We start from the raw sequence: 21,667 nt of genomic DNA on the forward strand, positions 1-21,667 counted from the left end.
ACGTATGCCTCGCCACAGCACGCCCGATATTTGCTCGAACGTGATCGGGACTACCAGTCGGCGAGGCTCCCGGGGAGCGCGATGCCGCGGTTCACCATCTCCACGATCTCGGCCGCATTGTCCGGAGGCGACATGCGCAGGCCGTCCAGCGAATTGACCCGCGCGGCCAGGGTGATCGAGGACAGCATCCACACGGCGTCCGCGGTGATCAGATCGGCCGTGAACAGCGGCTCGTAGCGGCACTCCCAACCCGCCTTCTCCGCTTGCGCGAACAACGCCCGCTGTGTGGTGCCGGGCAGGACGCCGTTGCGGGCGGGCGGGGTGATGAGCTGGTTGTCGCGCTGCACGACCACGGTCGAGCGCGGACCCTCGAGGACGCGGTGCTCGGTGCTGGTGAAGATGACGTCGTCGGCGCCCATCCGCTGAGCGAACCGCAGCGCGGACATATTGGTCGCGTACGACAGGGTTTTCGCGCCCATCAGCAGCCACGGCGCGTTCTGGGCCAGGTCGACGGAGATGCCCTTGGAGAGGGTGATCACCGAAACGCCTTCGGCGCGCGCCTTTTCCACCCGCCCGGGAACTCCGACCACGAAAACGTAACCGGTGGTGGCGGGTTCGGCTCCGGCCAGATCCCCCGTCTTGTTCGCCAGACGTTCGCCCGCTCCGCCGTGATCACTGTCACGTCCGCGGGTCAGGACCATCCGCAGGGTGCCCTCGCGGTCCTTGCCCCATTGCTCGGCGGCCAGTTCGACCGCGAACCGCCACGCCTCGAGGTCCGGCGCGGGGAGATCCAGCGCCTCCGCCGAGCGCCGTAGCCGCGCCAGGTGCATTTCCAGCGCGCACGGAACGCCGTCGCGCACCAGCACCGTCTCGAAGACGCCGTCGCCCCGCAAGGCACCGATATCGTCCGCATACAACAACGGCGCGTCCGGATCCCGGATCGCGCCGTCGAGTGTCACCAGAACCCGTTCCACCATGCGATGAGCCTAGGGGAGTCGACGGGTCCTGGGTGCCATACCGTGCCACCCGGCCCGTCAAGCCACCTGCCACGACCTGCTGGAAGCAGGGCCCGCGTTTCAAACCTGCCCACATGCGCCACCGGCGCGTCCCGGGGACGACATCGGTCCGGGTCCGGCTCCCGAGCCGTGCGCTCGAGGCCTGTCGCCGCGAGCCGCTAGGGTGGAGTCGTGTCCTCCTCGGTTGCCAGTCCGATCTTGCAGGTTCCAGGGGCTGTCGCGGGGCTGCCGGAGTCACCGGATGCCGCGGTCGCGTGGCATTACGGCGATCCCTTCGGTGAGCAGCGCGCGGCGGCGGAGCGGGTCGCGGTGGTGGATCGCTCCCACCGGTTCGTGCTCGCGATCACCGGCAAGGAACGACTGAGCTGGCTGCACACCATCTCCAGCCAGGCCGTCGCCGATCTCGGTGACGGGGAGTCCGCGGAGAACCTGGACCTCGATCTCAACGGCCGCGTGCTGAACCACTTCGTGCTCACCGAACTCGACGGCACGGTGTGGATCGACACCGAGGGCGCGCGCGGACCCGAACTGCTGAGCTTCCTGCAGAAGATGGTGTTCTGGGCCGACGCCAAGCCCGTCGACGCCAATGACCACGCGGTCCTGAGCCTGCTGGGCCCGGCCGCGGCCGACCTCGTCGCCGCCCTGGGCGTGCCCGCCCTGCCCGACACCTACCGCGCGGTCCCGCTGCCCGGCGGCGGCTTCCTGCGCCGCATGCCCTGGCCCACCGCCGACTCCTTCGACCTGCTGGTCCCCCGCGATCAGCTCGCTGCCTGGTGGACCACGCTGCGCGACGCGGGCGCGGCGGCCGCGGGCCTGTGGGCGTTCGAGGCGCTGCGGGTGGCCGCCCTGCGCCCCCGCCTGGGCCTGGACACCGACGACCGCACCATCCCGCACGAGGTCAACTGGATCGGCGGCCCCGCCGAACACGGCGCCGTGCACCTGAACAAGGGCTGCTACCGCGGTCAGGAGACGGTCGCGCGGGTGCACAATCTCGGCAAGCCGCCCCGGCACCTGGTGCTGCTGCACCTGGACGGCTCGGCGGATTCCCGTCCGGCGCCCGGTGATCCGGTGACGGCGGGCGGCCGCGCGGTCGGCACCCTCGGCACGGTGATCGACCACTACGAACTCGGCCCGATCGCGCTGGCCCTGATCAAACGCACCATCCCGGTCGATACCGAACTGGTGGCCGGCCCGTGCGCGGCGGCCATCGACGCGGATTCGGTACCCACGCACGACGAACCGCAGGCCGGGCGGCTCGCCGTCGAGAAGCTGCGCGGCCGATGACCGCCACCCCCGTCGGCCGGGTGCTGGCCGTCTGCGTCGTGCACGCCGACCTCGAGGTGCCCGCCAAGTCCTCGAAGGTGGGCCGCACCGCCATCGACAAACGTCCGGTGCCGCACCGGGTTCCGGTCCGGGCCCTCGGCCTGGACGGCGACCACGTGTGCGACACCAAGCATCACGGCGGCGCCCACCAGGCCGTCTACGCCTACGCCGAGGAGGACGCGCAGCGCTGGTCCGCCGAACTGGGCCGCGAACTCGCGGCGGGCTGGTTCGGCGAGAACCTGCGCATCACCGGGCTCCCCGTCAGTGACGCCGTGATCGGTGAGCGCTGGACCATCGGCGGCACCCTGCTCGAGGTGTCCGCCCCGCGGGTCCCGTGCGCCACCTTCCAGTGGCGCACCGGTGAACCGCAGTGGGTGAAACGCTTTACGGCACAGGCGAATACGGGCGCCTACCTGCGGGTTCTGACCGAGGGCGGGATCGGCGCGGGCGACGAGGTGCGGGTGGTGCACGTCCCCGAGCACGGCGTCACGGTCCGCGATCTGTTCGCCGGCGCGGACCCCGCGCGCCTGGAATTGCTGGAATCCGCCGAGCCCACCCTCTCCGACGATGTCCGCATGCAGATCGACCGTCACCGCCGCCGCCACGCCGCGGCGGCCCGATGACAGCGAAGGGGCACCGATGAGCGTCGATCTGGTCGAGGTGGTGCGGTCCGGTTTCCGCGAGTGCGTGCACCGCGGTTCCGCGGTGGTGCTGCGCCCCGACGGTGAGCCGCTGGTCGAGGTGGGTGCGGTGCACGGCCCGATCTTCCCGCGCTCCACCAACAAGCCGCTGCAGGCGCTCACCCTGCTGCGCAACGGTTTCGAACCGGTGGACGACGCCGAGCTAGCCATCGCCACCGCCTCGCATTTCGGCGAGCCCGATCACGTGGAGCTGGTGCAGCGGTTGCTGGACCGATTCGGTTTCACCGAGGACGACCTGGAGTGCCCGCCGGATCTGCCGTTCGAGGAACAGGCCCGGGCCCGGGTGCTGGCCGGCGCCGACCGTGACAAGGCGGCTCGACGGATCTTCATGAACTGCTCCGGCAAACACGCCGCCATGCTCGCCACCTGCGTGATCAACGATTGGCCGACCCGCGGCTATCTCGAGGTCGGGCACCCGTTGCAGCAGGCGGTGCTGGACACCGTGGCCGAGGTGACCGGTGAGCCGGAGACCGATCTCGGCATCGACGGGTGCGGCCTGCCCATCGTGCCGGTGTCGCTGGTGAATCTGGCCCGCGCCTACGCGGGTTTCGCCACCGCGCCCGAGGGTGCGCCGGAACGCCGCGTCGCGGACGCGATCCGGGCCCATCCGCGAGTGATTTCCGGCACGGACGGCCCCGATTTCCGCGTTATGTCCGCGACGCCGGGACTGGTGTGCAAGATCGGCGCGGACGGGGTGCACGCGGGTGCGCTGCCGGACGGTTCGGCCTTCGCGTACAAGATCGATGACGGCGCTGATCGCGCGCGGCTTCCGCTGACGCTGGCCATTCTCCAGCGTATGGGGGTCGAGTGGACCGATGCGCACGCTGAGCTGGCAACGCCCGCGGTGCTGGGCGGCGGAGCTCGCGTCGGCATCATTCGAGCGATTCCCGGCGTCCTGTAGTCGCCGGTCCGCAGGGTTTTCAGGATCGCCCGGTCGTCGCCGGTCCCGGCCCCGGGACGTTTATCCCCCACTCCTGGAAGCGCGACCGCCTGACACACGCTAAAGTGTTCGTCAGGAAGAGTATTAATTCGAACGGGGCCGCCAAACCCACCCCAGGCCGCCCCGCAGTGACGCGAGGGGGTCAGCCATGGGCCGTGGCCGGGCTAAGGCAAAGCAGACCAAGGTTGCACGTGAGCTCAAGTACAGCTCACCGTCGACCGACTTCACGAGCCTTCAGCGCGAACTGTCGGGGAGTCCCTCCGACACGCAGCTGAGTGGTGCTGTGCTTTCCGACGAGCACGACGCGAAGGACTCGCGTGCGGGCTGGGACGAAGACGACTACGACGACTGGCGTCGCTGACCTCGGATTTTCGCCGTGTAAGGGGGAGGCCCACTATGGCCTTCCCCTTTAGCACGTCGAAATGCCCCGAGGTCAGGGCCATTCGCTGAGCATCCGCGGCGAACAACTACTGCCGGTCCCCCTTCCTACCGGCGAAAAGACAAACGGCCCCGGCACTCTCGCGAGCGCCGGGGCCGTTCTCTGTCTGCTAGAAGCGCGGGTGGTCGCCCACCAGCGCGACGCGGGCGGCGTCGGCGTCCTTGGCCTTCTTCACCGTGCCGAGGGTCCAGCAGTCGATGTGGCGGGCGGTGAGGACGGCCAGCGCGCGGTCGGCGTCCTCGGGCGCGACGACGGCGACCATGCCGACGCCCATGTTGAAGGTCTTCTCCATCTCCAGGCGCTCGACGCGGCCACGCTGGGCGATCATCTTGAAGACGGGGGCCGGGTTCCAGGTGCCGCGGTCGAGCTCGGCGACGAGTCCGGCGGGGAGCACGCGGGCCAGGTTCTGGGCCAGGCCGCCGCCCGTCACGTGGCAGAAGGTGCGCACGTCGGTCTCGGCGATCAGGGCCAGGCAGTCCTTGGCGTAGATCTTGGTCGGCTCGAGCAGCTCCTCGCCGAGGGTGCGGCCGAATTCCTCGACGTGCCCGGTGAGGGACATGCGGTCGATGTCGAGCAGCACCTTGCGGGCCAGCGAGTAGCCGTTGGAGTGCAGGCCGGAGGCGCCCATGCCGATCACCACGTCGCCGGGGCGGACGCGGTCGGGGCCGAGCACGGCGTCGGCTTCGACGACGCCGACACCGGTGCCGGAGATGTCGTAGTCGTCGGCGCCCATCAGGCCGGGGTGCTCGGCGGTCTCGCCACCGAGCAGCGCGCACCCGGCGATGACGCAGCCCTCGGCGATGCCGGAGACGATCTGCGCGACGCGCTCGGGCACCACCTTGCCGACGGCGATGTAGTCCTGCAGGAACAGCGGTTCGGCGCCGCAGACCACCAGGTCGTCGACGACCATGGCGACCAGGTCGAGGCCGATGGTGTCGTGCTTGTCGAGCGCCTGCGCGACCGCGATCTTGGTGCCGACGCCGTCGGTGGAGGCCGCGAGCAGGGGCTCCTTGTAGCCGCCCTTCAGTGCGAACAGTCCTGCGAAGCCGCCGAGTCCGCCCTGCACTTCGGGGCGGGAGGCCTTCTTGGCCAGGGGCGCGAACAGCTCGACTGCACGGTCACCGGCTTCGATATCGACGCCGGCCGCCGCATACGAGGCACCGGCACCACTGGGGGTCTGTTCAGTCATTGTCGGGGAGAGCTCCAAGCCGAATCGTCGGATAGATGCCTGCTCACGCTAGCAGGAGGGCCGTTGCGCACCGGAGGCGCACGGCGTTGCGACCGTCCACCCGTTATGCGTGCGGGCGGGTTGTCACGGGAAAGCCACGGCGCCCGTTCGCGATTGCGCGAGCGGGCGCCGAGACCGCTTGCGCGGTGGCCACTCAGCGCTCAGCGCTAGGGGCGACTCAGCGCCGAGGCGTTGGCGTTGTCGGCCAGCAGCTCGGTTTCGGTGGTGCCGGACAGCATGCCCTCGAGCACGTTCTTGCCGATGGCGGTCTCCACCGGCAGCGCGATCGGGTAGTCGCCGTCGAAGCAGGCGCAGCACAGCCGCGAGCGCGGCTGCTCGGTGGCGGCGACCATGCTGTCGAGGGAGATGTAGCCGAGGCTGTCCGCGCCGATGGAGCGGCGCACGCCCTCCACCATGTCGTCGAGGCTCTCGCCCTCGATGCCGTCGGGGCCCGCGCCGTTGGCGATCAGCTCCGCGCGCGAGGCGAAGTCGATGCCGTAGAAGCAGGGCCACTTGACCGGCGGCGAGGCGATCCGGACGTGGATCTCCAGGGCGCCCGCCTCCCGCAGCATGCGGATCAACGCCCGCTGGGTGTTGCCGCGCACGATGGAGTCGTCGACCACGATGAGCCGCTTGCCGCGGATCACCTCGCGAAGCGGGTTGAGCTTCAACCGGATTCCGAGCTGGCGGATGGTCTGGCTGGGCTGGATGAAGGTGCGGCCCACGTAGGCGTTCTTCATCAGGCCCTGGCCGTAGGGGACGCCGGAGCCCTGCGCGTAGCCGACGGCGGCGGGGGTGCCGGATTCCGGGACCGGGATGACCAGGTCAGCCTCGACGGGGTGTTCGGCGGCGAGGCGGCGGCCGATGTCGACGCGGGTGGCGTGCACCGAGCGGCCCGAGATGGTGGAGTCGGGGCGGGCCAGGTACACGAATTCGAAGACGCAGCCCTTGGGGGTGGGGTTGGCGAAGCGCAGGGAGCGCACGCCGTCGGCGTCGATGGCGAGCAGTTCGCCCGGCTCGATCTCGCGGACGAACGAGGCGCCCACGATGTCGAGGGCGGCGGTCTCACTGGCGACCACCCAGCCGCGGTCGAGGCGGCCCAGGCACAGCGGGCGCACCCCGTGCGGGTCGCGGGCGGCGTAGAGGGTGTGCTCGTCCATGAAGGTGAGGCAGAACGCGCCCTTCAGGGTCGGCAGCAGCTCCATGGCGGCCTGCTCGATGCTCTTGTCGGCGGCGGCGTGCGCGAGCAGCGCGGTCATCACGTCGGAGTCGGAGGTGGCGGCCATGCCGCCCGCCAGGCGGCCGGTGACCAGCCCGAGTTCCCGTGCGCGGGCGCTCAATTCGGCGGTGTTGACCAGGTTTCCGTTGTGACCCAAAGCGATTCCGGTACCGACCGCGGTGGTGCGGAAGATCGGCTGCGCGTTCTCCCAGGTGGTGGAACCGGTTGTGGAGTAACGACAGTGGCCGACGGCCACGTGGCCGGGCATGGCGGCCAGGGTTTGTTCGTCGAAGACCTGACTGACCAGGCCGAGATCCTTGAAGACCAGCACCTGCGAGCCGTCGGCGACCGCGATGCCCGCCGCCTCCTGTCCGCGGTGCTGCAATGCGTATAGTCCGTAATACGTGAGCTTTGCCACATCTTCGCCCGGTGCCCAGACACCGAACACACCACACTCTTCGCGCGGTTCGTTCTCGTCCTGATCAACGGTCGTGGCGGAGGCGGGGAGATTCACCGTTTGCTCCCTGTTCGGCGGGCTGGGGGCGAGAGCCATTCTACGGGTAACCGCAAGGCAACCCGCCGTTGGGATAACGGAGATGGCAGGCGGTTTGCTGTTAGCGTGCGACGGTGGCGAGCACCGACAGCACCGGTCGCGCGGAAACCGGTCCGCGACGCAGGCATCTGAGCCCGATCCGGTGGGCGTTCCCGATCGTGGTGGTCACGCTGCTGGCCTCGCTCCTGGGTGTCATGTATCTCGACTACGTCGTGGACCCGGAGAAGAATCTGCACGATTTCCCGATCGCCCTGGTGAACCAGGATGTCGGTGACGATCTGAAGACCGGCGATCAGGTCCGGCACGTGAACTTCGGCGATCAGGTCGCGGACGGTCTCACCAAGGCAGTCCCGGCGGACAAGATCGATCTGCGGGTGCTCGGCATCAACGAGGCGCAGCTGCAGATGCAGTCGGCGCGGGTGTACGGCACCATCATCATTCCCAGCGACTTCTCCAAGCGGCTCGGCATTCTCGGGGTCGGCAGCGTGGTGCCGGGTGAGATCTCCAAGCCGGTGCTGACGCTGCAGACCAATCCGCGCACCGGCGCGTTCGCGACCGCGGTGGTGCAGAAGTTCGGTGAGCAAGCTCTCACCCAGGTGAACGCCGAGGTCGGCAAGCAGCTGACCGATCAGGTCACCAAGCAGTTGACTCCGCCGCCGGGCGCGCCCCCGACCGAACTGTCGGCCGCGACCAGGCTGGTGCTGGCGCAACCGCTGGACATCGTGACCGAGCAGTTCCGGCCGCTCCCGGGCGGTTCCGGCGAGGGGCTGACGGCCTTCTTCTACAGCCTGCTGCTCCTGCTGGTCGGCATGGTCGGCGCGATGATCATCCACCAGCTCATCGACTCCGCTCTCGGCTTCCTGCCGACCGAGTGGGGTCCCTGGTACGTGCACTATCCGCGTGCGTCCATCTCGCGGGTGCGCACGCTGCTGATCAAGTGGTCGGCGATCGCGGTGATGGCGGTGGTGGTGTCGGGGGCGCTGGAGGGCATCGCGTCGCTGCTCGGCATGCCGATCGACAGACCGCTCCTGCTGTTCCTCTACGGCGCGCTGGTGATCACCGCTGTCGGCTTCACCTGCGCCTCGACGCTGGCCGCGATCGGCACCGCCGGCCTGATCATCAACCTGATCGTGTTCATCATCCTGGGCCTGCCGTCCTCGGGCGGCACCATCCCGATCGAGGCGACCCCGAAGTACTTCGGCTGGCTGGCCACGTTCGAGCCCATGCACCAGGTGTTCCTGGGCACCCGCTCGATCCTCTACTTCTTCGGCGACGGGCAGGCGGGCCTGACCCGCGGCGTCTGGATGGCGCTGCTCGGCCTGACCATCGGCGTGGTGTTCGGCCTGTTCATCACGCGCTTCTACGACCGGAAGGGCTTGGAGCGCAAGCCCGCGACCCTGCCGGACGCGGCGGCGTAGCACTCAGAGCGGGACGACCGGCAGCCAGCGCGCGACCTCGCCCGCACGGCTGCCGGAGGCGGTGAGGGCGGCCGATTCCACCGCGGCGCCGAAGTCGAGCAGACCGGTCGCCAGCAACAGCCAAGTCCGAGCATCTGTTTCGACAACATTGGGCGGATTGCCGCGGGTGTGCCTGGGGCCCTCGATGCACTGGACGGCGACGAAGGGCGGGACCCGCACCTCGACCGAGTGGCCGGGGGCGTCGGCCGCGAGCGCCCGGGCGGTGCCGCGGACCGCCGCCGCGAGCTCGGTGCGGGCGGGCGCGGGCGCGGAGTCGTCGCGCAGCCACTCCCCCACCGCGGCGACCGCCGCTCGCACCGCCGCCGGATCCACCGCACCTCGTCGCGCCATGCCGTGAGGCTACTGCGCGAGGCGGCGGGCCAGTCGAGGGGCGAGGGCTCCGCCCGCATTGAGGGCCAGATGCAGCAGGGCCGGGGCGGTGGCGCTGCCGGTGTGGCGGCGCAGCAGGTCGAACGCCAGACCCGCCCCCGTGGTGAGGGCGACGGCGCCGGTGACCGGGTCGGCGGCGGCACGCGCGGGCTGGATGTGGGAGAGGCCGAAAACCAGTGCGCCCGCCGCGGTTCCGAGCTCGCCCGCCATGCGTTCCAGCTGCGGCGTCAGGGTGGAGCGGTAGACGAGTTCCTCGGTCAGGACGGTGCCGCCGGGAATGTGCAGGGCGGTCCATTCCAGGGTGGAGACGCCGGCGCCGCGGTCGGCGAGTCCGGCCAGGTGGCGGCGGGCGGCCGGAATGGCGAGGGCCGCGGCGTAGCCGGACAGTACGGTGGCCGCGGCGACGGCTCCGGCCCGGATGCCGCGGCGGGACCGGAAGTTCGGGTCTCCCCGAAAGGCGAGGGTGTACGCGAGCGCGTAGCCGGCGTTGGCGGCGGTGCGGCCGCGCACGTCCAGGCGCAGGGCCGGGAGCAGGTAGTCGCTCCAGATCAGCGGTATCGCCATGGCGGCCAGGGCTTTCGGATGCAGCAGCGCGCGGGCCCGGGCGCGCACGCTACTTGACCGCCCGCTCGTACGCCTCCGCGAGTTCGATCTGGGTGCGGATGCGTTCCCCGAGGACCGGCGTCCAGTCCGGCGGCGCGGCGACGGCGGCCCAGCCGTCGAGGACCAGGGAGCCGTACCGGTGGCCGTGCCCGTCGCTGACGCCCTGGGCGTTGGTGAGGTCGGCGACGACCTGCCAGAAGGTGACGAACGGCCACCACCGCATCTGCGAGGACACGTCCGCGCCGCGCGGTTCGGACAGCCAATCCGGTTGGGAGAAGATGAGATCCGAGGACCACCACACGATGGGGTCGGACGGATGCTGCAGGTAGGCGATGCGCGGCTTGCGCCACTCCGGCGAGGGCCGGTTCAAATCCTCGGCGGTGGCGGCGAATCGGACCACCAGCCCGTCGGCGTAGATCGGATCCACTTCCCGGGTGCCCGGGTCGCGGCGTTGAACGAACTGCCGCCACAGTCGATTCGAGTTGGGCGGCCCCACCCACAGCGCGCCGTCGACCTTGGAGCGCAGATCGGCCAGTCCCTCGAAGGCGGATTCGGAGCCCTGCGAGCCGAGGCTCTCCCCGTACACGAGCAGTTTGGGCCGATGGTCGGCCGGTCGTTGCGACCAGGCCCGGTACACCGCGTCGAACATGGTGCGCCCGTTGGCCGCGACCTTCTCGCGGTCCGCCAGGAACGACAGCACGCTCGGCAGATACGAGTACTGGGACGCGACGATCGCGGTGTCGCCGCCCCACATGTATTCGAGCGCGGCGGCCGCCTCCCCGTTCACCCAGCCGGTCCCGGTGGTGGTGGCCAGCACCAGCACCTTGCGGTCGAAGGCCCCCGTGCGCTCGAGTTCGGCGACGGCCATGTCCTCCTCGCGCATGTCCTGGGTCGCCGATTTCAGGCCCACGTAGACCCGAATCGGTTCGCGCGCGGGCTTTCCGGTGACAGCGCTGATCAACACCGGATCGGGTCCGTGCGAGACGAACCACCGTCCCTCCGACCCCAGCGTCTCCCAGGTGGCCAGCGAGGCCGGACTCCCGGAACGCTCCGGCTTCATCGGCTGCACCGCGAAGTCGCTCATCTTGTCGTTGCGCACACTGAACGCCGAGTTCGCGACCGCGAAGAAGGCCCGGGTGGCGACACCGTTGAACAGGGTCACGATCAGCACGGTCAGCAGTAGCGCCCCGATGGCGGGCGCGAGCGCGGGCGGCACCTTCACCCACCGGCTGAGCAACCGGGCCAGGAACCGCACCGCCTCCCGCAGCGTCCGGTAGACGGCGACGACGAGCGCGCCGACCGCCACGCTCAGCCCGCCCGTGCGCAGATACGCGGCGCGGGTGGTGCCCTCCATGTTCATGAGGCTGGTGATCTCACGCTGCCAGTCCGCGGACAGCACCAGCATGGCGCCCGCCACCAGCGCGCACGCCACGACCACGACGACCTTCACCAGGTAGCCCACCCATTCGGGCGGGGTCTCGACCGGAATCCGCGGCCGCACCCACCGCCGGAAGGCCCATTGCAGCACGCACCCGACGCCGTACCCGATGGCGGCGTTGATCCCGGAGATCAGGCCCTGGAACAACCAATCCCGCGGCACCAGCGAGGGCGTCACCGACCACGCGAAGAAGATGGTCGCCACCACCAACCCCGTGTGATTGAGGTCGATGATGTCCTCCGCCCGCCGCGCGACCACGGCGGCGCGTGTGCGCAACCGGGTCAGGGCGTGGGCGGAGTCCAGCACCCGTCAAGTATGGACGCAACCGGCCCGAATCCGGGGAGCCCCACGTGTGAGAGGGGCCATCATCCGGGCGTGTCGGACACGGCTTCTACCGACCCGACTCGAGTAGATGTACTCGGTCGATTCGACGGTGCGCCAGCCACACTCGGATTCATGAGCAACCCCGGCGCGCAGACCAAGTCCACCACCGCGTTCCTGGCGCAGGCCGCGATCGCCTTCGGAATCAGCTTCTGCGCCTTGATCATCGGCATCGCCTACCTCCCCCTCGACATCTGGCAGCGCGGCTTCCTCCTGATGGCCATGTTGTTCCTGGTCAGCAGCAGCTTCACCCTCGCGAAAGTCATTCGCGACCAGCATGAATCGTCGAAGGTTCACCAGCGCATCGACGAGGCGCGCATGGAGAAACTGATGGCCGAACACGATCCTTTCAAGATCAACTGAATTGATCGCCCCGCCGCGCGGCCGGTCCCACCGCGCCGACGGCCGCGAATGCTACTGACCTTGCCCGCAATTCGAGCAGAACGCCGACCCCACCGGGATCTGGTGCCCGCAGCCGCGGCAGCCCGAACGCAGGTCCAGAGCGGTGCCGCAGGCTCCGCAGAACCGACCGCCGGTGGTGTTGGAACCGCAGGTCGGGCAGAGAACCCGGGCGGGGGTGGAGATGTCGTGCTGCCGGGCCCAGTCCTGACCCCGCGCCGCTTCCTGGATCTGTTCACCGCGGGCGGCGGCCTGCGCCCGCGCGATCTCGTGCTGGACCAGGGGTGAACAACCCGTGCACTGGCCCACCTGCTCGTTCCAGCAGTTGCGCGCGCACATCCAGGAACCGCAGCCCCCGCACAGCCGGAAGTTCGGCTCCACTTCCCTGATGGCGGTGGCGAAAGCCTTGTCCTTGGTGCTCGAGGACGAGCTGCCCCAGCTGTTGGAGTAGCTGTCGGCGGCCGAGGACGCCTTGTTCAGCACGGTGAAACGGTCACCGAACAGGTCCCGCAGCACGCGCAGCAGGCCCCGGCCCCGCGAGAGGTAGTTCTGCTGGAACGCGGACTGGTAGACGGTTCTGCATCGGTCGCAGTGGAAGTCCCACTGGAAGCCCTCGTCGTTCGACATATCGGAATAGTTGCTGGTGAAGACGACCGGCGCGGCCATGGTGGTGTTCGATTCCTTTGCAGCCGATGTGAATACGTCGAAGGCGCGCGGGAACCATCCGAGCACCAACAGGTCTGATATCGGCGGGAGATCACAAAGCGCAACATACGTACCGCACCGGCCGCGGCCGTGGATGGCGAGAGCCCGCCCGGACGAACCGGGCGGGCTCTCGATCGTTTCTACGGCCGTGTGGCCGCTACGGTTCAGCGCCGTGGGCGACCGCTCAGTGGTCGGCGTTGCCGAACAGGGCGGGGAGGGTGCCCTCGTGGGCGGCGCGGAGCTCGTCGAGGGTGGCCTTGAACAGGCCCTGGACCTCGACGGAGTCGGAGCCGTCATCGACGACGCCGATGCGGGCCCAGGGGAGGCCGCGCGCGTCGCACATCTTGGTGAAGCGGGTTTCCTCCGAGCGGGGGACGGCGACCAGGACGCGGCCGGCGGACTCGGAGAAGAGGGTGACGAACGGGTCGGCGCCCTCGGGAAGGATGATGCGGCAGGCGGTTTCGCCGGCCAGCGCGGCCTCGACGACGGTCTGGATGAGGCCGCCCTCGGAGACGTCGTGCGCGGCGGAGACCATGCCGTCGCGGGAGCCGGAGACCAGGATCTCGGAGATCAGCTGCTCGCGGGCGAAGTCGACCTTCGGGGGCAGGCCGCCGAGGTGGTCGTGCTCGACCTGCGCCCAGATGGAGCCGTCGAGCTCGTCGCGGGTCTCGCCGAGCAGGATCAGGGTCTCGCCGGGCTCGGTGCCCAGGCCGGTCGGGATGCGGCGGTGCACATCGTCGATGACGCCGAGCACGCCGACCACGGGGGTCGGCAGGATGGCGGTCTGGCCGGTCTGGTTGTAGAAGGACACATTGCCGCCGGTGACCGGAATGCCCAGGGCCGCACAGCCGTCCGCGAGACCGCGCACGGCCTGCTGGAACTGCCACATGACGCCCGGGTCCTCCGGCGAACCGAAGTTGAGGCAGTTGGTGACGGCCTTCGGGGTGGCGCCGGTGACGGCGACATTGCGGAAGGCCTCGGCCAGCGCCAGCTGCGCGCCGGTGTACGGGTCCAGCTTGGTGTAGCGGCCGGAGGCGTCGGTGGCCAGGGCGATGCCGCGGCCGGACTCCTCGTCGATGCGGACCACGCCGGCGTCGGCGTGCTCGGCGAGCACGGTGTTGCCGCGCACGTAGCGGTCGTACTGCTCGGTGATCCACTTGCGCGAGCACAGCTGCGGGCTGGCCAGCATCTTCATCAGGGTGGCGCGCAGTTCGTCGCCGGTCTGCGGGCGGTTCAGGCGCGAGGCCGAATCCGCGTTCAGCGCATCCTGATCCGCGGGCCGCTGCACCGGGCGCTCGTAGACCGGGCCCTGGTGGGCGACGGTGCGTGGCGGCACGTCGACGACGGTCTCGCCGTGCCAGGTGATGACCAGGCGGTCGCCGTCGGTGACCTCACCGATGACGTTGGCGTTGACATCCCACTTCTTGCAGACGGCCATGAAGGCGTCCACGTTCTCGGGGGTGACGACCGCGCACATGCGCTCCTGCGATTCGCTCGACAGGATCTCGGCGGCGGTCATGCCGGCGGCGCGCAGCGGGACCTGGTCCAGGTCGACCAGCATGCCGCCGTCACCGGCCGCGGCCAGTTCGGAGGTGGCGCAGGACAGGCCGGCGCCGCCGAGGTCCTGGATGCCGACCACGAGTCCGGCGTGGTACAGCTCGAGACAGCACTCGATGAGGACCTTCTCGGCGAACGGGTCGCCGACCTGGACGCTGGGGAGCTTCTTGCGGCCGGAGCCGGATTCGTCGCCGGAGAAGGTGTCCGAGGCGAGCACGGACACGCCGCCGATGCCGTCGAGGCCGGTGCGCGCGCCGAACAGGATGATCTTGTTGCCCTGGCCGGAGGCGAAGGCCAGGTGCAGGTCCTCGACCCGCATGACGCCCGCGCACAGCGCGTTGACGAGCGGATTGCCCTGGTAGGACGAGTCGAACACGGTCTCGCCGCCCACGTTCGGCAGGCCCAGCGAGTTGCCGTAGCCGCCGACACCGCGGACGACGCCGTCGACCACGCGCCGGGTGTCCGGGTGGTCGGCCGCGCCGAAGCGCAGCTGGTCCATCACCGCGATCGGGCGCGCGCCCATGGCCATGATGTCGCGCACGATGCCGCCGACGCCGGTCGCCGCACCCTGGTAGGGCTCCACGTAGGAGGGGTGGTTGTGCGATTCGACCTTGAAGGTGACCGCCCAGCCGTCGCCGATGTCGACCACGCCGGCGTTCTCGCCGATGCCCGCGAGCATCGACTTCTTCATCTCGTCGGTGGTGGTCTCACCGAAGTAGCGCAGGTGCACCTTGGAGGACTTGTAGGAGCAGTGCTCCGACCACATCACCGAGTACATGGCGAGCTCGGCATCGGTGGGACGGCGCCCGAGGATCTCCTTGATCCGGGCGTACTCGTCGTCCTTGAGGCCGAGTTCCTTGTAGGGCTGCGGGTGGTCCGAGGTGGCCGCGGCGTTGCTGACGGTATCGACGTGGCTGGTCACGGGAATACCAGAGTCCTTTCGGCCGGGCAGGTCGGAAGCGAATGCCCGCGTGGCTGGATGTCGGCGAGATACGAACCGAGTCTAATTGCCGACCAAATCAGGCCCTTACCCCGCCCATCGCTGTGTCCGGGACCACTTCGCGGCACTCACAGCCCCGCCCACACCCACTACGGGTTTCGTGTGCCGAAGCGCCAACTGATTCGCCGCCGACCGGGGTAACTCGCCGGGTATGCCCGAAATTGCCTCGGCTCCCGGCCGCCGGTCCGCATGCAGGTCCGGCCGCGGCACCCGAGCCGTGCGCTGAAGTCCCGGGGAGGCGGGGGAGCAGTCTCGGGGAGGCGGGGGAGCTACTCTGTGGCGGTGAACGATCGATCCGGGGTCGCGGATCCGACCGAACAACCCGTGACCACGCCTGCGGGGCTGACTCGACGGCAGGGAGAGCTGCTCCTGGTCGCGGTCGCACTGTTCGCGGTGTCCGCTTTCATCAGCTATCAGGCCAAGCTCTGGCACGGATACATCGACCTGCAGGTGTACCGCAACGGTGCGCGGGCCTGGCTCGACGGCAAGGATCTGTACGGCCCGATGCCGCCGGTCTACGGACTCGGACTGCCGTTCACCTATCCCCCGCTGGCCGCGCTGTTCTTCGCGCCGCTGGCCCTGATGCCGCTGGCGGTCGCCGAATGGGCGGTGCTGGCGGTGTCGATCGCCTCGCTGGGCGTGACCCTGTGGGTGGTGCTGGACCGGATCCGCCCGACCCTGGCCTGGCAGACCCGCCTGGCGATCGTGGTCGGCGCGGTCGCGCTGCTGCAACTGCTGGAACCGATCCGCCAGACCTACGGGTTCGGCCAGATCAACCTGGTGCTGATGGCCGCGGTGGCGCTGGACTGCCTGGCGCGCAAGACCTTCTGGCCGCGCGGCATGCTGATCGGCATCGCGGTGTCGGTGAAGCTGACCCCCGGCGGCTATCTCCTCTACTTCCTGCTGCGCAAGGACTGGAAGGGCGCGATCACGCTCATCGTGTCCGCCATCGGCGCGGTGGCGGTCGGTTTCGTGCTGTTCCCGCACGATTCGCCGGAGTACTGGTTCCACACCCTGGCCGATACCGGCCGCATCGGGCCGCCCTGGTACGCGGGCAATCAGTCGATCAAGGGCTTCGTGTTCCGGCTCGGCTACTCGACCTCGATGTCCACGCTGATCTGGCTGGTGCTGTCGGTGGCCGCGGTGGCCCTGGCCGCGCTGTGGATGAAGCGACTGCTGGACGCGGGCTCGAACGTGGCCGCGCTGATGGTGAATGCCGCGGCGGTGCTGCTGGTTTCGCCGGTCTCCTGGTCGCATCACTGGGTGTGGATCGCGCCCGCGCTGATCGTGGCCGCCGACGCGATCTCCCGCGGCCGCCGCAATCCGTGGTTCCTGGGCGCGGTCGGCGCGGCCGTGGTGATGTTCGCGATCGGCCCGATGTGGCTGCTCCCGCACGACCACGACCGTGAGCTCACCTGGAACTGGTGGCAGCAGATCGTCGGCAACAGCTACGTGCTGTTCACACTGATCGTGTTCGTGGTGGCGGCACTGACGTATCACCCGAAGCCCGCGGCGGCCGACGCCGAACTGTCGCAGGCCTAGCACCCCGAAACGACGAAGGGCCGCCCGTACGGATCGCGCGGGCGGCCCTTCGTCGTTTCGGAAGCTCGATCAGCGCACGGCTTCCGGCGTCAGGAACGCCGCGAGCGCCGCCGCGTACGCGGCCACATCGGCCGCGCCCATCATTTCCCGCGCCGAGTGCATGGCCAGCTGGGCCGCGCCGACATCCACCGTGGGCATGCCGGTGCGGGCCGCGGTCATCGGCCCGATGGTGGAGCCGCAGGGCAGGTCGGCCCGGTGCACGTAGCGCTGCAGCGGCACGTCGGCCTGCGCGCAGGCGAGCGCGAAGGCGCCCGCGCCGGTGGCGTCGGTGGCGTAGCGCAGGTTCTGGTTGACCTTGAGCACCGGTCCCCCGTTCACCTCGATGCGGTGGGCCGGTTCGTGCCGGTCCGGGTAGTTGGGGTGGGTCGCGTGCGCCATGTCGCCCGAAGCGCAGATCGAACCGGACAGGGCCGCCAGGTATTCGGCGCGGCCGCCGCCGCGGGTGAGCACGATGCGTTCGAGCACCGTGGGCAGCAGGTCCGATTGCGCGCCGCGGTCGGATTGGCTGCCGACCTCCTCGTGGTCGAACATGGCCAGCACCGGCACCGCCGCGCCGGGTTCGGCGATGGCGACCAGGAAGGCGCGCAGGCCGGCGTAGCAGGTGCCCTGATTGTCGAGCCGGGGCGCGCTCACCAGATCCAGGTCGCGGCCGATCAGCTTGGACGGCACCAGATCATGGGTCATCAGCTCCCAGCCGAGCACCGCGTCCGCCTCGATGCCGGCCCGTTCGGCGATGAACGCCATGAACGATCGCGGTTCGCCGCCGATCCCCCACACCGCGTTCACGTGCCGCTGCGGGTCCAGCTGTACCCCGCGCCGGTCGTCGGAGAGGTGGATGGCCAGTTGCGGCACCCGCAGGAGCGGCTCGTCGATGCGAATCAGCTTCTCCCGCACCATGTTTCCATCGCGTACCGAGAGCCGCCCGGAGATGCCGAGATCGCGGTCGAGCCAGGAGTTGAGCCAGGCCCCGCCGTAGGGTTCCAGCCCGACCAGCTGCCAGCCCGCGACGGCCAGGTCCGGGTGCTGCTTCACCCGCAGGTTGGGGCTGTCGGTGTGCGCGCCGACCACGCGGAAGGGCGTGGCCTGCCCGGCGCGGAAGCCGGTGGGCGTGCCGGGTCCGCCATCCGCCCACGCGACCAGCGAGCCGCCGCGCACCACGTAGTAGCGGCCCGCGCTGCTGGAGGGCCAGGGCGCCGATTCGGAGAGCCGGGTGAAGCCGAGGTCGTCGAGTTCCGCTGCGACAGTGCGGCAGACGTGGAACGGCGACGGGGAGGCATCGATGAATTCACACAGGCCGGCGGCGGTCGCGGTGGTCTCGGCAACAGGCATCCCCCGATACTAAGGAACCTCGGTTCAGTTCCCGGGGAGCGGGGCTTCGGCGACCCGGCCGAGCAGGCGGACCAGTTCGAGGTAGTCGTCACTGCCGAGACTGCGGCGCATGTCGGCCTCGGCGCGGGCTTCCTCGGCGCGCACCTCGGCGACGAGTTCCTCGCCGCGGCGGCTCAATCCGATGAGGATGCGGCGGCGGTCGTCGGCCGCGGCGACCCGGAAGATGAGTCCGCGCTCGGCCAGGTGATCGGCGTGCCGGGTGGCCGAGGACGGGGCCAGCTGGGCCCGCGTCGCCAGTTCACTCATGGTGATGCCGATGTCGGCGGAGAGGTTGGTGAGCATGCACCACTGGTCGGCGGTCAGCCGTCGCGCGCACAGCGCGGCGTCCAGGTGACGAAGCCAACTCCGCTCGGCCGCCCGGAGGGCTCCATGCAAGGTGGAAAATCCACCTAGAATTGTCGCCATATTTCCCGCCCGTCAGAAAAACCGCTTGAACGAGGGGAAGGGTAACCGATGTCCCCGTTCGACGGGAATCCCGAGAACGTCTTCGAGATCATCAACATAGTTCCGCAGCAGGGTCCCGGCGGTATCTTCGGGCCTTCCTGTGAGGCCGCCATTTCTCTGGCGTTGGAAGAAATCAACTCCGGTACCGGAATTCTGGGAAGAGAATTGCGCGTCACCCACATAGACGGGGGCCGGGAACCGCCCGTGGTGGCGGCGGAGGTGTCCGCGCTGCTGTCCACCGGCCTGGTGCGGGCTGTCACGGGATGGCACACCTCGGCGGTGCGGCGGGCGGTGGAGCGGGTGACCGCGGGGCAGGTGCCGTATCTGTTCGCCACCGATCACGAGGGCCTGAACTCGGCTTCGGCTCCCGCGGGCCTGTTCATGATCGGCGCGGACCCCCGGCATCAGATCCTGCCCGCCCTGGACTGGCTGCGCCGCTCCTGCGACGCGCGCCGCTGGGCGATCATCGGCAACGATTACGTGTGGCCGCGGCGCACGGCGGCGGCCGTGCGGGCCGCGCTCACGGATCCGGACCTGATCCCGCTGGAGGTGTTCGTGCCCATGAACACCCGCGATTTCCGGGACTTCCTCGACGATCCGCGGCTGGATCAGGCGGACGGGGTGATCGTGCTGCTGGTGGGCGCGGACGTGGCCCGCTTCAATGTGCAGTTCACCCGCACCGGCCGGACCGCGCAGCAGGTCCGGGTGAGCCCGGCGGTGGACGAGAACGTGCTGCTGGCCGCGGGCGGCGGCGCCAACCACAATCTGTTCGTGCCGTCCGGATTCTTCGTGAACGGCCCGCACGACCGGGAGCGGCTGGACCGCTATCGCCGACTACACGGGGGCTTCGCGCCCTCCCTGACGAACTTCAGCAACACCAGTTACGAGGCCGTCCACACCCTGCGCGGCATGGCGGAGCTGGCCGGATCATTGGACGTGCGGCGGATCCAGTCCGCGATCGCGGACCGTCCGGTCGTCGAAACCCCGTGGGGCGAGCTCGGATTCGAGGGCCGACAAGCGATCCGCCCGACCTGGCTGGCCAGGGCGGGCGGCATCGACTTCGAGATCCTCGACGGAATCTAGTTGTTCGGTCGTGCTCGCGTGTTACGCGGAGACCAGGCTGTCCAGCACGGACAGGAACAGGCCCAGGCCGTCGTCGCTGGGGCCGGTGAGCGGCTCGGTGGCGTGCTCGGGGTGCGGCATCAGGCCGACGATGCGACGGTTCGCGGAGGTGATGCCCGCGATGTCGCGCTGCGACCCGTTGGGGTTGCCGCCCGCGTAGCGGAAGACCACGCGGCCCTCGCCCTCGAGCTCGTCGAGCACCTCGGCGGACGCCTGGAAGCGGCCCTCGGCGTTCTTGACGGGGATGAGGATCTGGGCGCCCGGCTCGTAGCGGGTGGTCCAGGCGGTGTCGGTCTGCTCGACGGTCAGCCACTGGTCGCGGCAGACGAAGTGCAGGCCCTCGTTGCGGGTCAGCGCGCCCGGCAGCAGGCCCGCCTCGCACAGGATCTGGAAGCCGTTGCAGATGCCCAGGATCGGCATGCCCTGCTCGGCGGCCTTGATGACCTCACCCATGACGGGGGCCATCGAGGCGATCGCGCCCGCGCGCAGGTAGTCGCCGTAGGAGAACCCGCCGGGGACCACGACCGCGTCGACCTGCTTGAGGTCGGCATCGGCGTGCCACAGCGAAACGGGCTCGGATCCGGCCAGTTTCACGGCCCGGGCGGCGTCGACGTCGTCGAGCGTGCCCGGGAAGGTGATGACACCGATGCGGGCGCTCACAGCCGGACGACCTTCCAGTCCTCGATCACGACGTTGGCCAGCAGCGTTTCGGCGATCTGCTCGAGATCGGCGTCGCTGACGTCGTCGGCGACGTCCAGCTCGAATCGCTTGCCCTGCCGCACATCCGAGATCCCGGGGTGCCCGAGACGCCCCAGCGCTCCGACGATGGCCTGTCCCTGCGGATCCAGGATCTCGGCCTTCGGCATCACCTCGACCACGACACGTGCCACGCGTTGCTCCTCAGCTGGTGGGGCGGCGCTCGGTCCATGCATGCCAGGCCGAGCGGGGGGGTATCGCTGATCAGCGTAGTTGGCCTGGGCGGCGCGGGCCGCGCCGGGGCCGACCGTCCGTGGCCTGCGCCACAGCCCGTCCGTGGCCTGCGCCACAGCGGGGTCCGCCGCGACCCGGGGCGACTGACGGAGCGTGCCAGGCCGGTGCGGGGCTACCGTTGTCCCATGCGCATAGCCCATTTCGGACATTCCTGCATTCTGGTGGAACTGCACGGCGCGAAGATCCTATTCGATCCGGGCAATTTCTCGCACGGATTCGAGGGCATCACCGGATTGGACGCGATCGCGGTCACCCATCAGCACCCCGACCACATCGACTCGAACCGGATCGGGGCTCTGATCGAGGCGAATCCGCAGGCCAGGCTGTTGTCCGACCCGCAGACCGCGCTGCAGCGGGGTGAGCCCTGGGAGGCGGTCCATGCCGGAAATGTTCTAAAAGTCGGTGACGTCCAAATTACCGGCGGCGGTGGCCGGCACGCGGTCATCCACCCCGAGATCCCGGTAATAGACAACACTGTCTTCCAACTCGGCACCGCGGAAGATCCGTCCCAACTCGTCCATCCCGGTGATTCACTGTGGGTTCCGCCGACACCGGTCGGGGTTCTCGCCATTCCCGCCGTCGCACCGTGGATGCGTATCAGCGAGGCCGTCGATTACCTGCGGGCGGTTAATCCCCGCATCGCCTTCCCCATCCACTACGGGATCATCGAGCCCGCGGCACAGGGGATCTATTTCGGTCGACTGGCCGAAATGGGTCCGGCCAATACCGAATTCCGGGTCGTGGAACCCGAGGACAACGCCGAATTCTGAT

The 21,667-nt window shown here is 69.6% G+C and carries 21 protein-coding genes; 9 read left to right on the forward strand and 12 right to left on the reverse strand.

Annotated features, from left to right (window positions below; genetic code table 11):
* Positions 1–50: 50 nt before the first annotated feature.
* The gene (locus tag ACFRAQ_RS30795) at positions 51–977 is read right to left on the reverse strand and encodes an aminodeoxychorismate lyase (protein ID WP_379105866.1); all 927 of its coding nucleotides are present in this window, start codon (positions 975–977) and stop codon (positions 51–53) included.
* A 210-nt stretch (positions 978–1,187) separates the two neighbouring features.
* On the opposite strand from ACFRAQ_RS30795, the gene ACFRAQ_RS30800 reads away from it, so the two are divergent.
* The 4 genes from ACFRAQ_RS30800 to ACFRAQ_RS30815 all read left to right on the forward strand — a co-directional run bounded on the left by ACFRAQ_RS30800 (position 1,188) and on the right by ACFRAQ_RS30815 (position 4,341).
* Positions 1,188–2,300 carry a YgfZ/GcvT domain-containing protein gene (locus ACFRAQ_RS30800; protein ID WP_379105868.1) on the forward strand — a complete coding sequence of 371 codons (1,113 nt, stop codon included), beginning with the start codon at positions 1,188–1,190 and terminating at the stop codon, positions 2,298–2,300.
* The gene (locus tag ACFRAQ_RS30805) at positions 2,297–2,962 is read left to right on the forward strand and encodes an MOSC domain-containing protein (RefSeq protein WP_379105870.1); all 666 of its coding nucleotides are present in this window, start codon (positions 2,297–2,299) and stop codon (positions 2,960–2,962) included. The genes ACFRAQ_RS30800 and ACFRAQ_RS30805 overlap by 4 nt, the downstream gene beginning before the upstream one ends.
* 16 nt (positions 2,963–2,978) lie before the next feature.
* Positions 2,979–3,941 (forward strand): asparaginase, encoded by a 963-nt coding sequence (locus ACFRAQ_RS30810; RefSeq protein ID WP_379105872.1) that lies wholly within the window; start codon positions 2,979–2,981, stop codon positions 3,939–3,941.
* Positions 3,942–4,128: 187 nt separating this feature from the next.
* Positions 4,129–4,341 (forward strand): DUF3073 domain-containing protein, encoded by a 213-nt coding sequence (locus ACFRAQ_RS30815; RefSeq protein ID WP_213558229.1) that lies wholly within the window; start codon positions 4,129–4,131, stop codon positions 4,339–4,341.
* 187 nt (positions 4,342–4,528) lie between these two features.
* Here the strand turns inward: ACFRAQ_RS30815 and purM are convergent, their stop codons facing one another.
* Both purM and purF read right to left on the reverse strand, forming a co-directional pair.
* Positions 4,529–5,608 (reverse strand): phosphoribosylformylglycinamidine cyclo-ligase, encoded by a 1,080-nt coding sequence (gene purM, locus ACFRAQ_RS30820; RefSeq protein ID WP_357198442.1) that lies wholly within the window; start codon positions 5,606–5,608, stop codon positions 4,529–4,531.
* Between the two features lie 206 nt (positions 5,609–5,814).
* Positions 5,815–7,419: an amidophosphoribosyltransferase gene (gene purF / locus ACFRAQ_RS30825; protein ID WP_379105874.1), complete on the reverse strand. Its 1,605-nt coding sequence runs from the start codon at positions 7,417–7,419 to the stop codon at positions 5,815–5,817.
* 74 nt (positions 7,420–7,493) lie between these two features.
* Here purF and ACFRAQ_RS30830 point away from each other — a divergent pair, with 74 nt between their 5' ends.
* Entirely contained in the window at positions 7,494–8,837 is a 1,344-nt protein-coding gene (locus ACFRAQ_RS30830; RefSeq protein WP_379105876.1) for a YhgE/Pip domain-containing protein, read from the forward strand.
* Positions 8,838–8,840: 3 nt separating this feature from the next.
* On the opposite strand, the gene ACFRAQ_RS30835 is transcribed toward ACFRAQ_RS30830, so the two are convergent.
* The 3 genes from ACFRAQ_RS30835 to ACFRAQ_RS30845 are packed head-to-tail and all read right to left on the reverse strand — an operon-like array spanning position 8,841 to position 11,613.
* Positions 8,841–9,227 (reverse strand): sterol carrier family protein, encoded by a 387-nt coding sequence (locus tag ACFRAQ_RS30835; RefSeq protein ID WP_379105878.1) that lies wholly within the window; start codon positions 9,225–9,227, stop codon positions 8,841–8,843.
* Between the two features lie 9 nt (positions 9,228–9,236).
* Positions 9,237–9,878, reverse strand: a complete 642-nt coding sequence (locus ACFRAQ_RS30840; protein WP_379105880.1) for a CPBP family intramembrane glutamic endopeptidase — start codon at positions 9,876–9,878, stop codon at positions 9,237–9,239.
* Position 9,879: 1 nt separating this feature from the next.
* Positions 9,880–11,613: an alpha/beta hydrolase gene (locus ACFRAQ_RS30845; RefSeq protein ID WP_379105882.1), complete on the reverse strand. Its 1,734-nt coding sequence runs from the start codon at positions 11,611–11,613 to the stop codon at positions 9,880–9,882.
* Between the two features lie 150 nt (positions 11,614–11,763).
* Here ACFRAQ_RS30845 and ACFRAQ_RS30850 point away from each other — a divergent pair, with 150 nt between their 5' ends.
* The gene (locus tag ACFRAQ_RS30850; protein ID WP_379105884.1) at positions 11,764–12,051 is read left to right on the forward strand and encodes a YiaA/YiaB family inner membrane protein; all 288 of its coding nucleotides are present in this window, start codon (positions 11,764–11,766) and stop codon (positions 12,049–12,051) included.
* Between the two features lie 51 nt (positions 12,052–12,102).
* Here the strand turns inward: ACFRAQ_RS30850 and ACFRAQ_RS30855 are convergent, their stop codons facing one another.
* Positions 12,103–12,753 (reverse strand): zinc ribbon domain-containing protein, encoded by a 651-nt coding sequence (locus ACFRAQ_RS30855; protein WP_379105886.1) that lies wholly within the window; start codon positions 12,751–12,753, stop codon positions 12,103–12,105.
* Between the two features lie 223 nt (positions 12,754–12,976).
* Entirely contained in the window at positions 12,977–15,271 is a 2,295-nt protein-coding gene (gene purL, locus ACFRAQ_RS30860) for a phosphoribosylformylglycinamidine synthase subunit PurL (protein WP_379105888.1), read from the reverse strand.
* 360 nt (positions 15,272–15,631) lie between these two features.
* On the opposite strand from purL, the gene ACFRAQ_RS30865 reads away from it, so the two are divergent.
* Positions 15,632–16,891 carry a glycosyltransferase 87 family protein gene (locus tag ACFRAQ_RS30865; protein WP_379105890.1) on the forward strand — a complete coding sequence of 420 codons (1,260 nt, stop codon included), beginning with the start codon at positions 15,632–15,634 and terminating at the stop codon, positions 16,889–16,891.
* A gap of 69 nt (positions 16,892–16,960) precedes the next feature.
* On the opposite strand, the gene ACFRAQ_RS30870 is transcribed toward ACFRAQ_RS30865, so the two are convergent.
* Together ACFRAQ_RS30870 and ACFRAQ_RS30875 are read right to left on the reverse strand one after the other, a co-directional pair.
* A complete protein-coding gene (locus ACFRAQ_RS30870) occupies positions 16,961–18,280 on the reverse strand; it encodes a M18 family aminopeptidase (protein ID WP_379105893.1) in 1,320 nt (439 codons plus the stop codon).
* Between the two features lie 24 nt (positions 18,281–18,304).
* Positions 18,305–18,715, reverse strand: coding sequence for a MarR family winged helix-turn-helix transcriptional regulator (locus ACFRAQ_RS30875; protein WP_379105895.1), 411 nt, complete (start codon positions 18,713–18,715; stop codon positions 18,305–18,307).
* A gap of 78 nt (positions 18,716–18,793) precedes the next feature.
* On the opposite strand from ACFRAQ_RS30875, the gene ACFRAQ_RS30880 reads away from it, so the two are divergent.
* On the forward strand, positions 18,794–19,867 hold the full coding sequence (locus ACFRAQ_RS30880) for a substrate-binding domain-containing protein (RefSeq protein WP_379105897.1): 1,074 nt from the start codon (positions 18,794–18,796) through the stop codon (positions 19,865–19,867).
* Between the two features lie 21 nt (positions 19,868–19,888).
* On the opposite strand, the gene purQ is transcribed toward ACFRAQ_RS30880, so the two are convergent.
* Together purQ and purS are read right to left on the reverse strand one after the other, a co-directional pair.
* On the reverse strand, positions 19,889–20,566 hold the full coding sequence (purQ, locus tag ACFRAQ_RS30885; RefSeq protein ID WP_379105899.1) for a phosphoribosylformylglycinamidine synthase subunit PurQ: 678 nt from the start codon (positions 20,564–20,566) through the stop codon (positions 19,889–19,891).
* Positions 20,563–20,796: a phosphoribosylformylglycinamidine synthase subunit PurS gene (gene purS, locus ACFRAQ_RS30890; protein WP_357089657.1), complete on the reverse strand. Its 234-nt coding sequence runs from the start codon at positions 20,794–20,796 to the stop codon at positions 20,563–20,565. Before purS ends, purQ begins: the two co-directional genes overlap by 4 nt.
* Before the next feature lie 225 nt (positions 20,797–21,021).
* Between purS and ACFRAQ_RS30895 the strand changes: the two genes are divergently transcribed.
* Positions 21,022–21,666 carry an MBL fold metallo-hydrolase gene (locus tag ACFRAQ_RS30895; protein ID WP_379105901.1) on the forward strand — a complete coding sequence of 215 codons (645 nt, stop codon included), beginning with the start codon at positions 21,022–21,024 and terminating at the stop codon, positions 21,664–21,666.
* Position 21,667 lies beyond the last annotated feature (1 nt).

It is taken from the genome of Nocardia sp. NPDC056611, assembly GCF_042792755.1.
Lineage (GTDB): Bacteria > Actinomycetota > Actinomycetes > Mycobacteriales > Mycobacteriaceae > Nocardia.

Bases quoted from the DNA above. Each gene is read 5' to 3' on its own strand.
- ACFRAQ_RS30795 (WP_379105866.1), bottom strand. From the start codon at position 977: ATGGTGGAACGGGTTCTGGTGACACTCGACGGCGCGATCCGGGATCCG.
- ACFRAQ_RS30805 (WP_379105870.1), top strand. From the start codon at position 2,297: ATGACCGCCACCCCCGTCGGCCGGGTGCTGGCCGTCTGCGTCGTGCAC.
- ACFRAQ_RS30810 (WP_379105872.1), top strand. From the start codon at position 2,979: ATGAGCGTCGATCTGGTCGAGGTGGTGCGGTCCGGTTTCCGCGAGTGC.
- ACFRAQ_RS30815 (WP_213558229.1), top strand. From the start codon at position 4,129: ATGGGCCGTGGCCGGGCTAAGGCAAAGCAGACCAAGGTTGCACGTGAG.
- purM (WP_357198442.1), bottom strand. From the start codon at position 5,608: ATGACTGAACAGACCCCCAGTGGTGCCGGTGCCTCGTATGCGGCGGCC.
- purF (WP_379105874.1), bottom strand. From the start codon at position 7,419: ATGGCTCTCGCCCCCAGCCCGCCGAACAGGGAGCAAACGGTGAATCTC.
- ACFRAQ_RS30835 (WP_379105878.1), bottom strand. From the start codon at position 9,227: ATGGCGCGACGAGGTGCGGTGGATCCGGCGGCGGTGCGAGCGGCGGTC.
- ACFRAQ_RS30850 (WP_379105884.1), top strand. From the start codon at position 11,764: ATGAGCAACCCCGGCGCGCAGACCAAGTCCACCACCGCGTTCCTGGCG.
- ACFRAQ_RS30855 (WP_379105886.1), bottom strand. From the start codon at position 12,753: ATGGCCGCGCCGGTCGTCTTCACCAGCAACTATTCCGATATGTCGAAC.
- ACFRAQ_RS30870 (WP_379105893.1), bottom strand. From the start codon at position 18,280: ATGCCTGTTGCCGAGACCACCGCGACCGCCGCCGGCCTGTGTGAATTC.
- ACFRAQ_RS30880 (WP_379105897.1), top strand. From the start codon at position 18,794: ATGTCCCCGTTCGACGGGAATCCCGAGAACGTCTTCGAGATCATCAAC.
- ACFRAQ_RS30895 (WP_379105901.1), top strand. From the start codon at position 21,022: ATGCGCATAGCCCATTTCGGACATTCCTGCATTCTGGTGGAACTGCAC.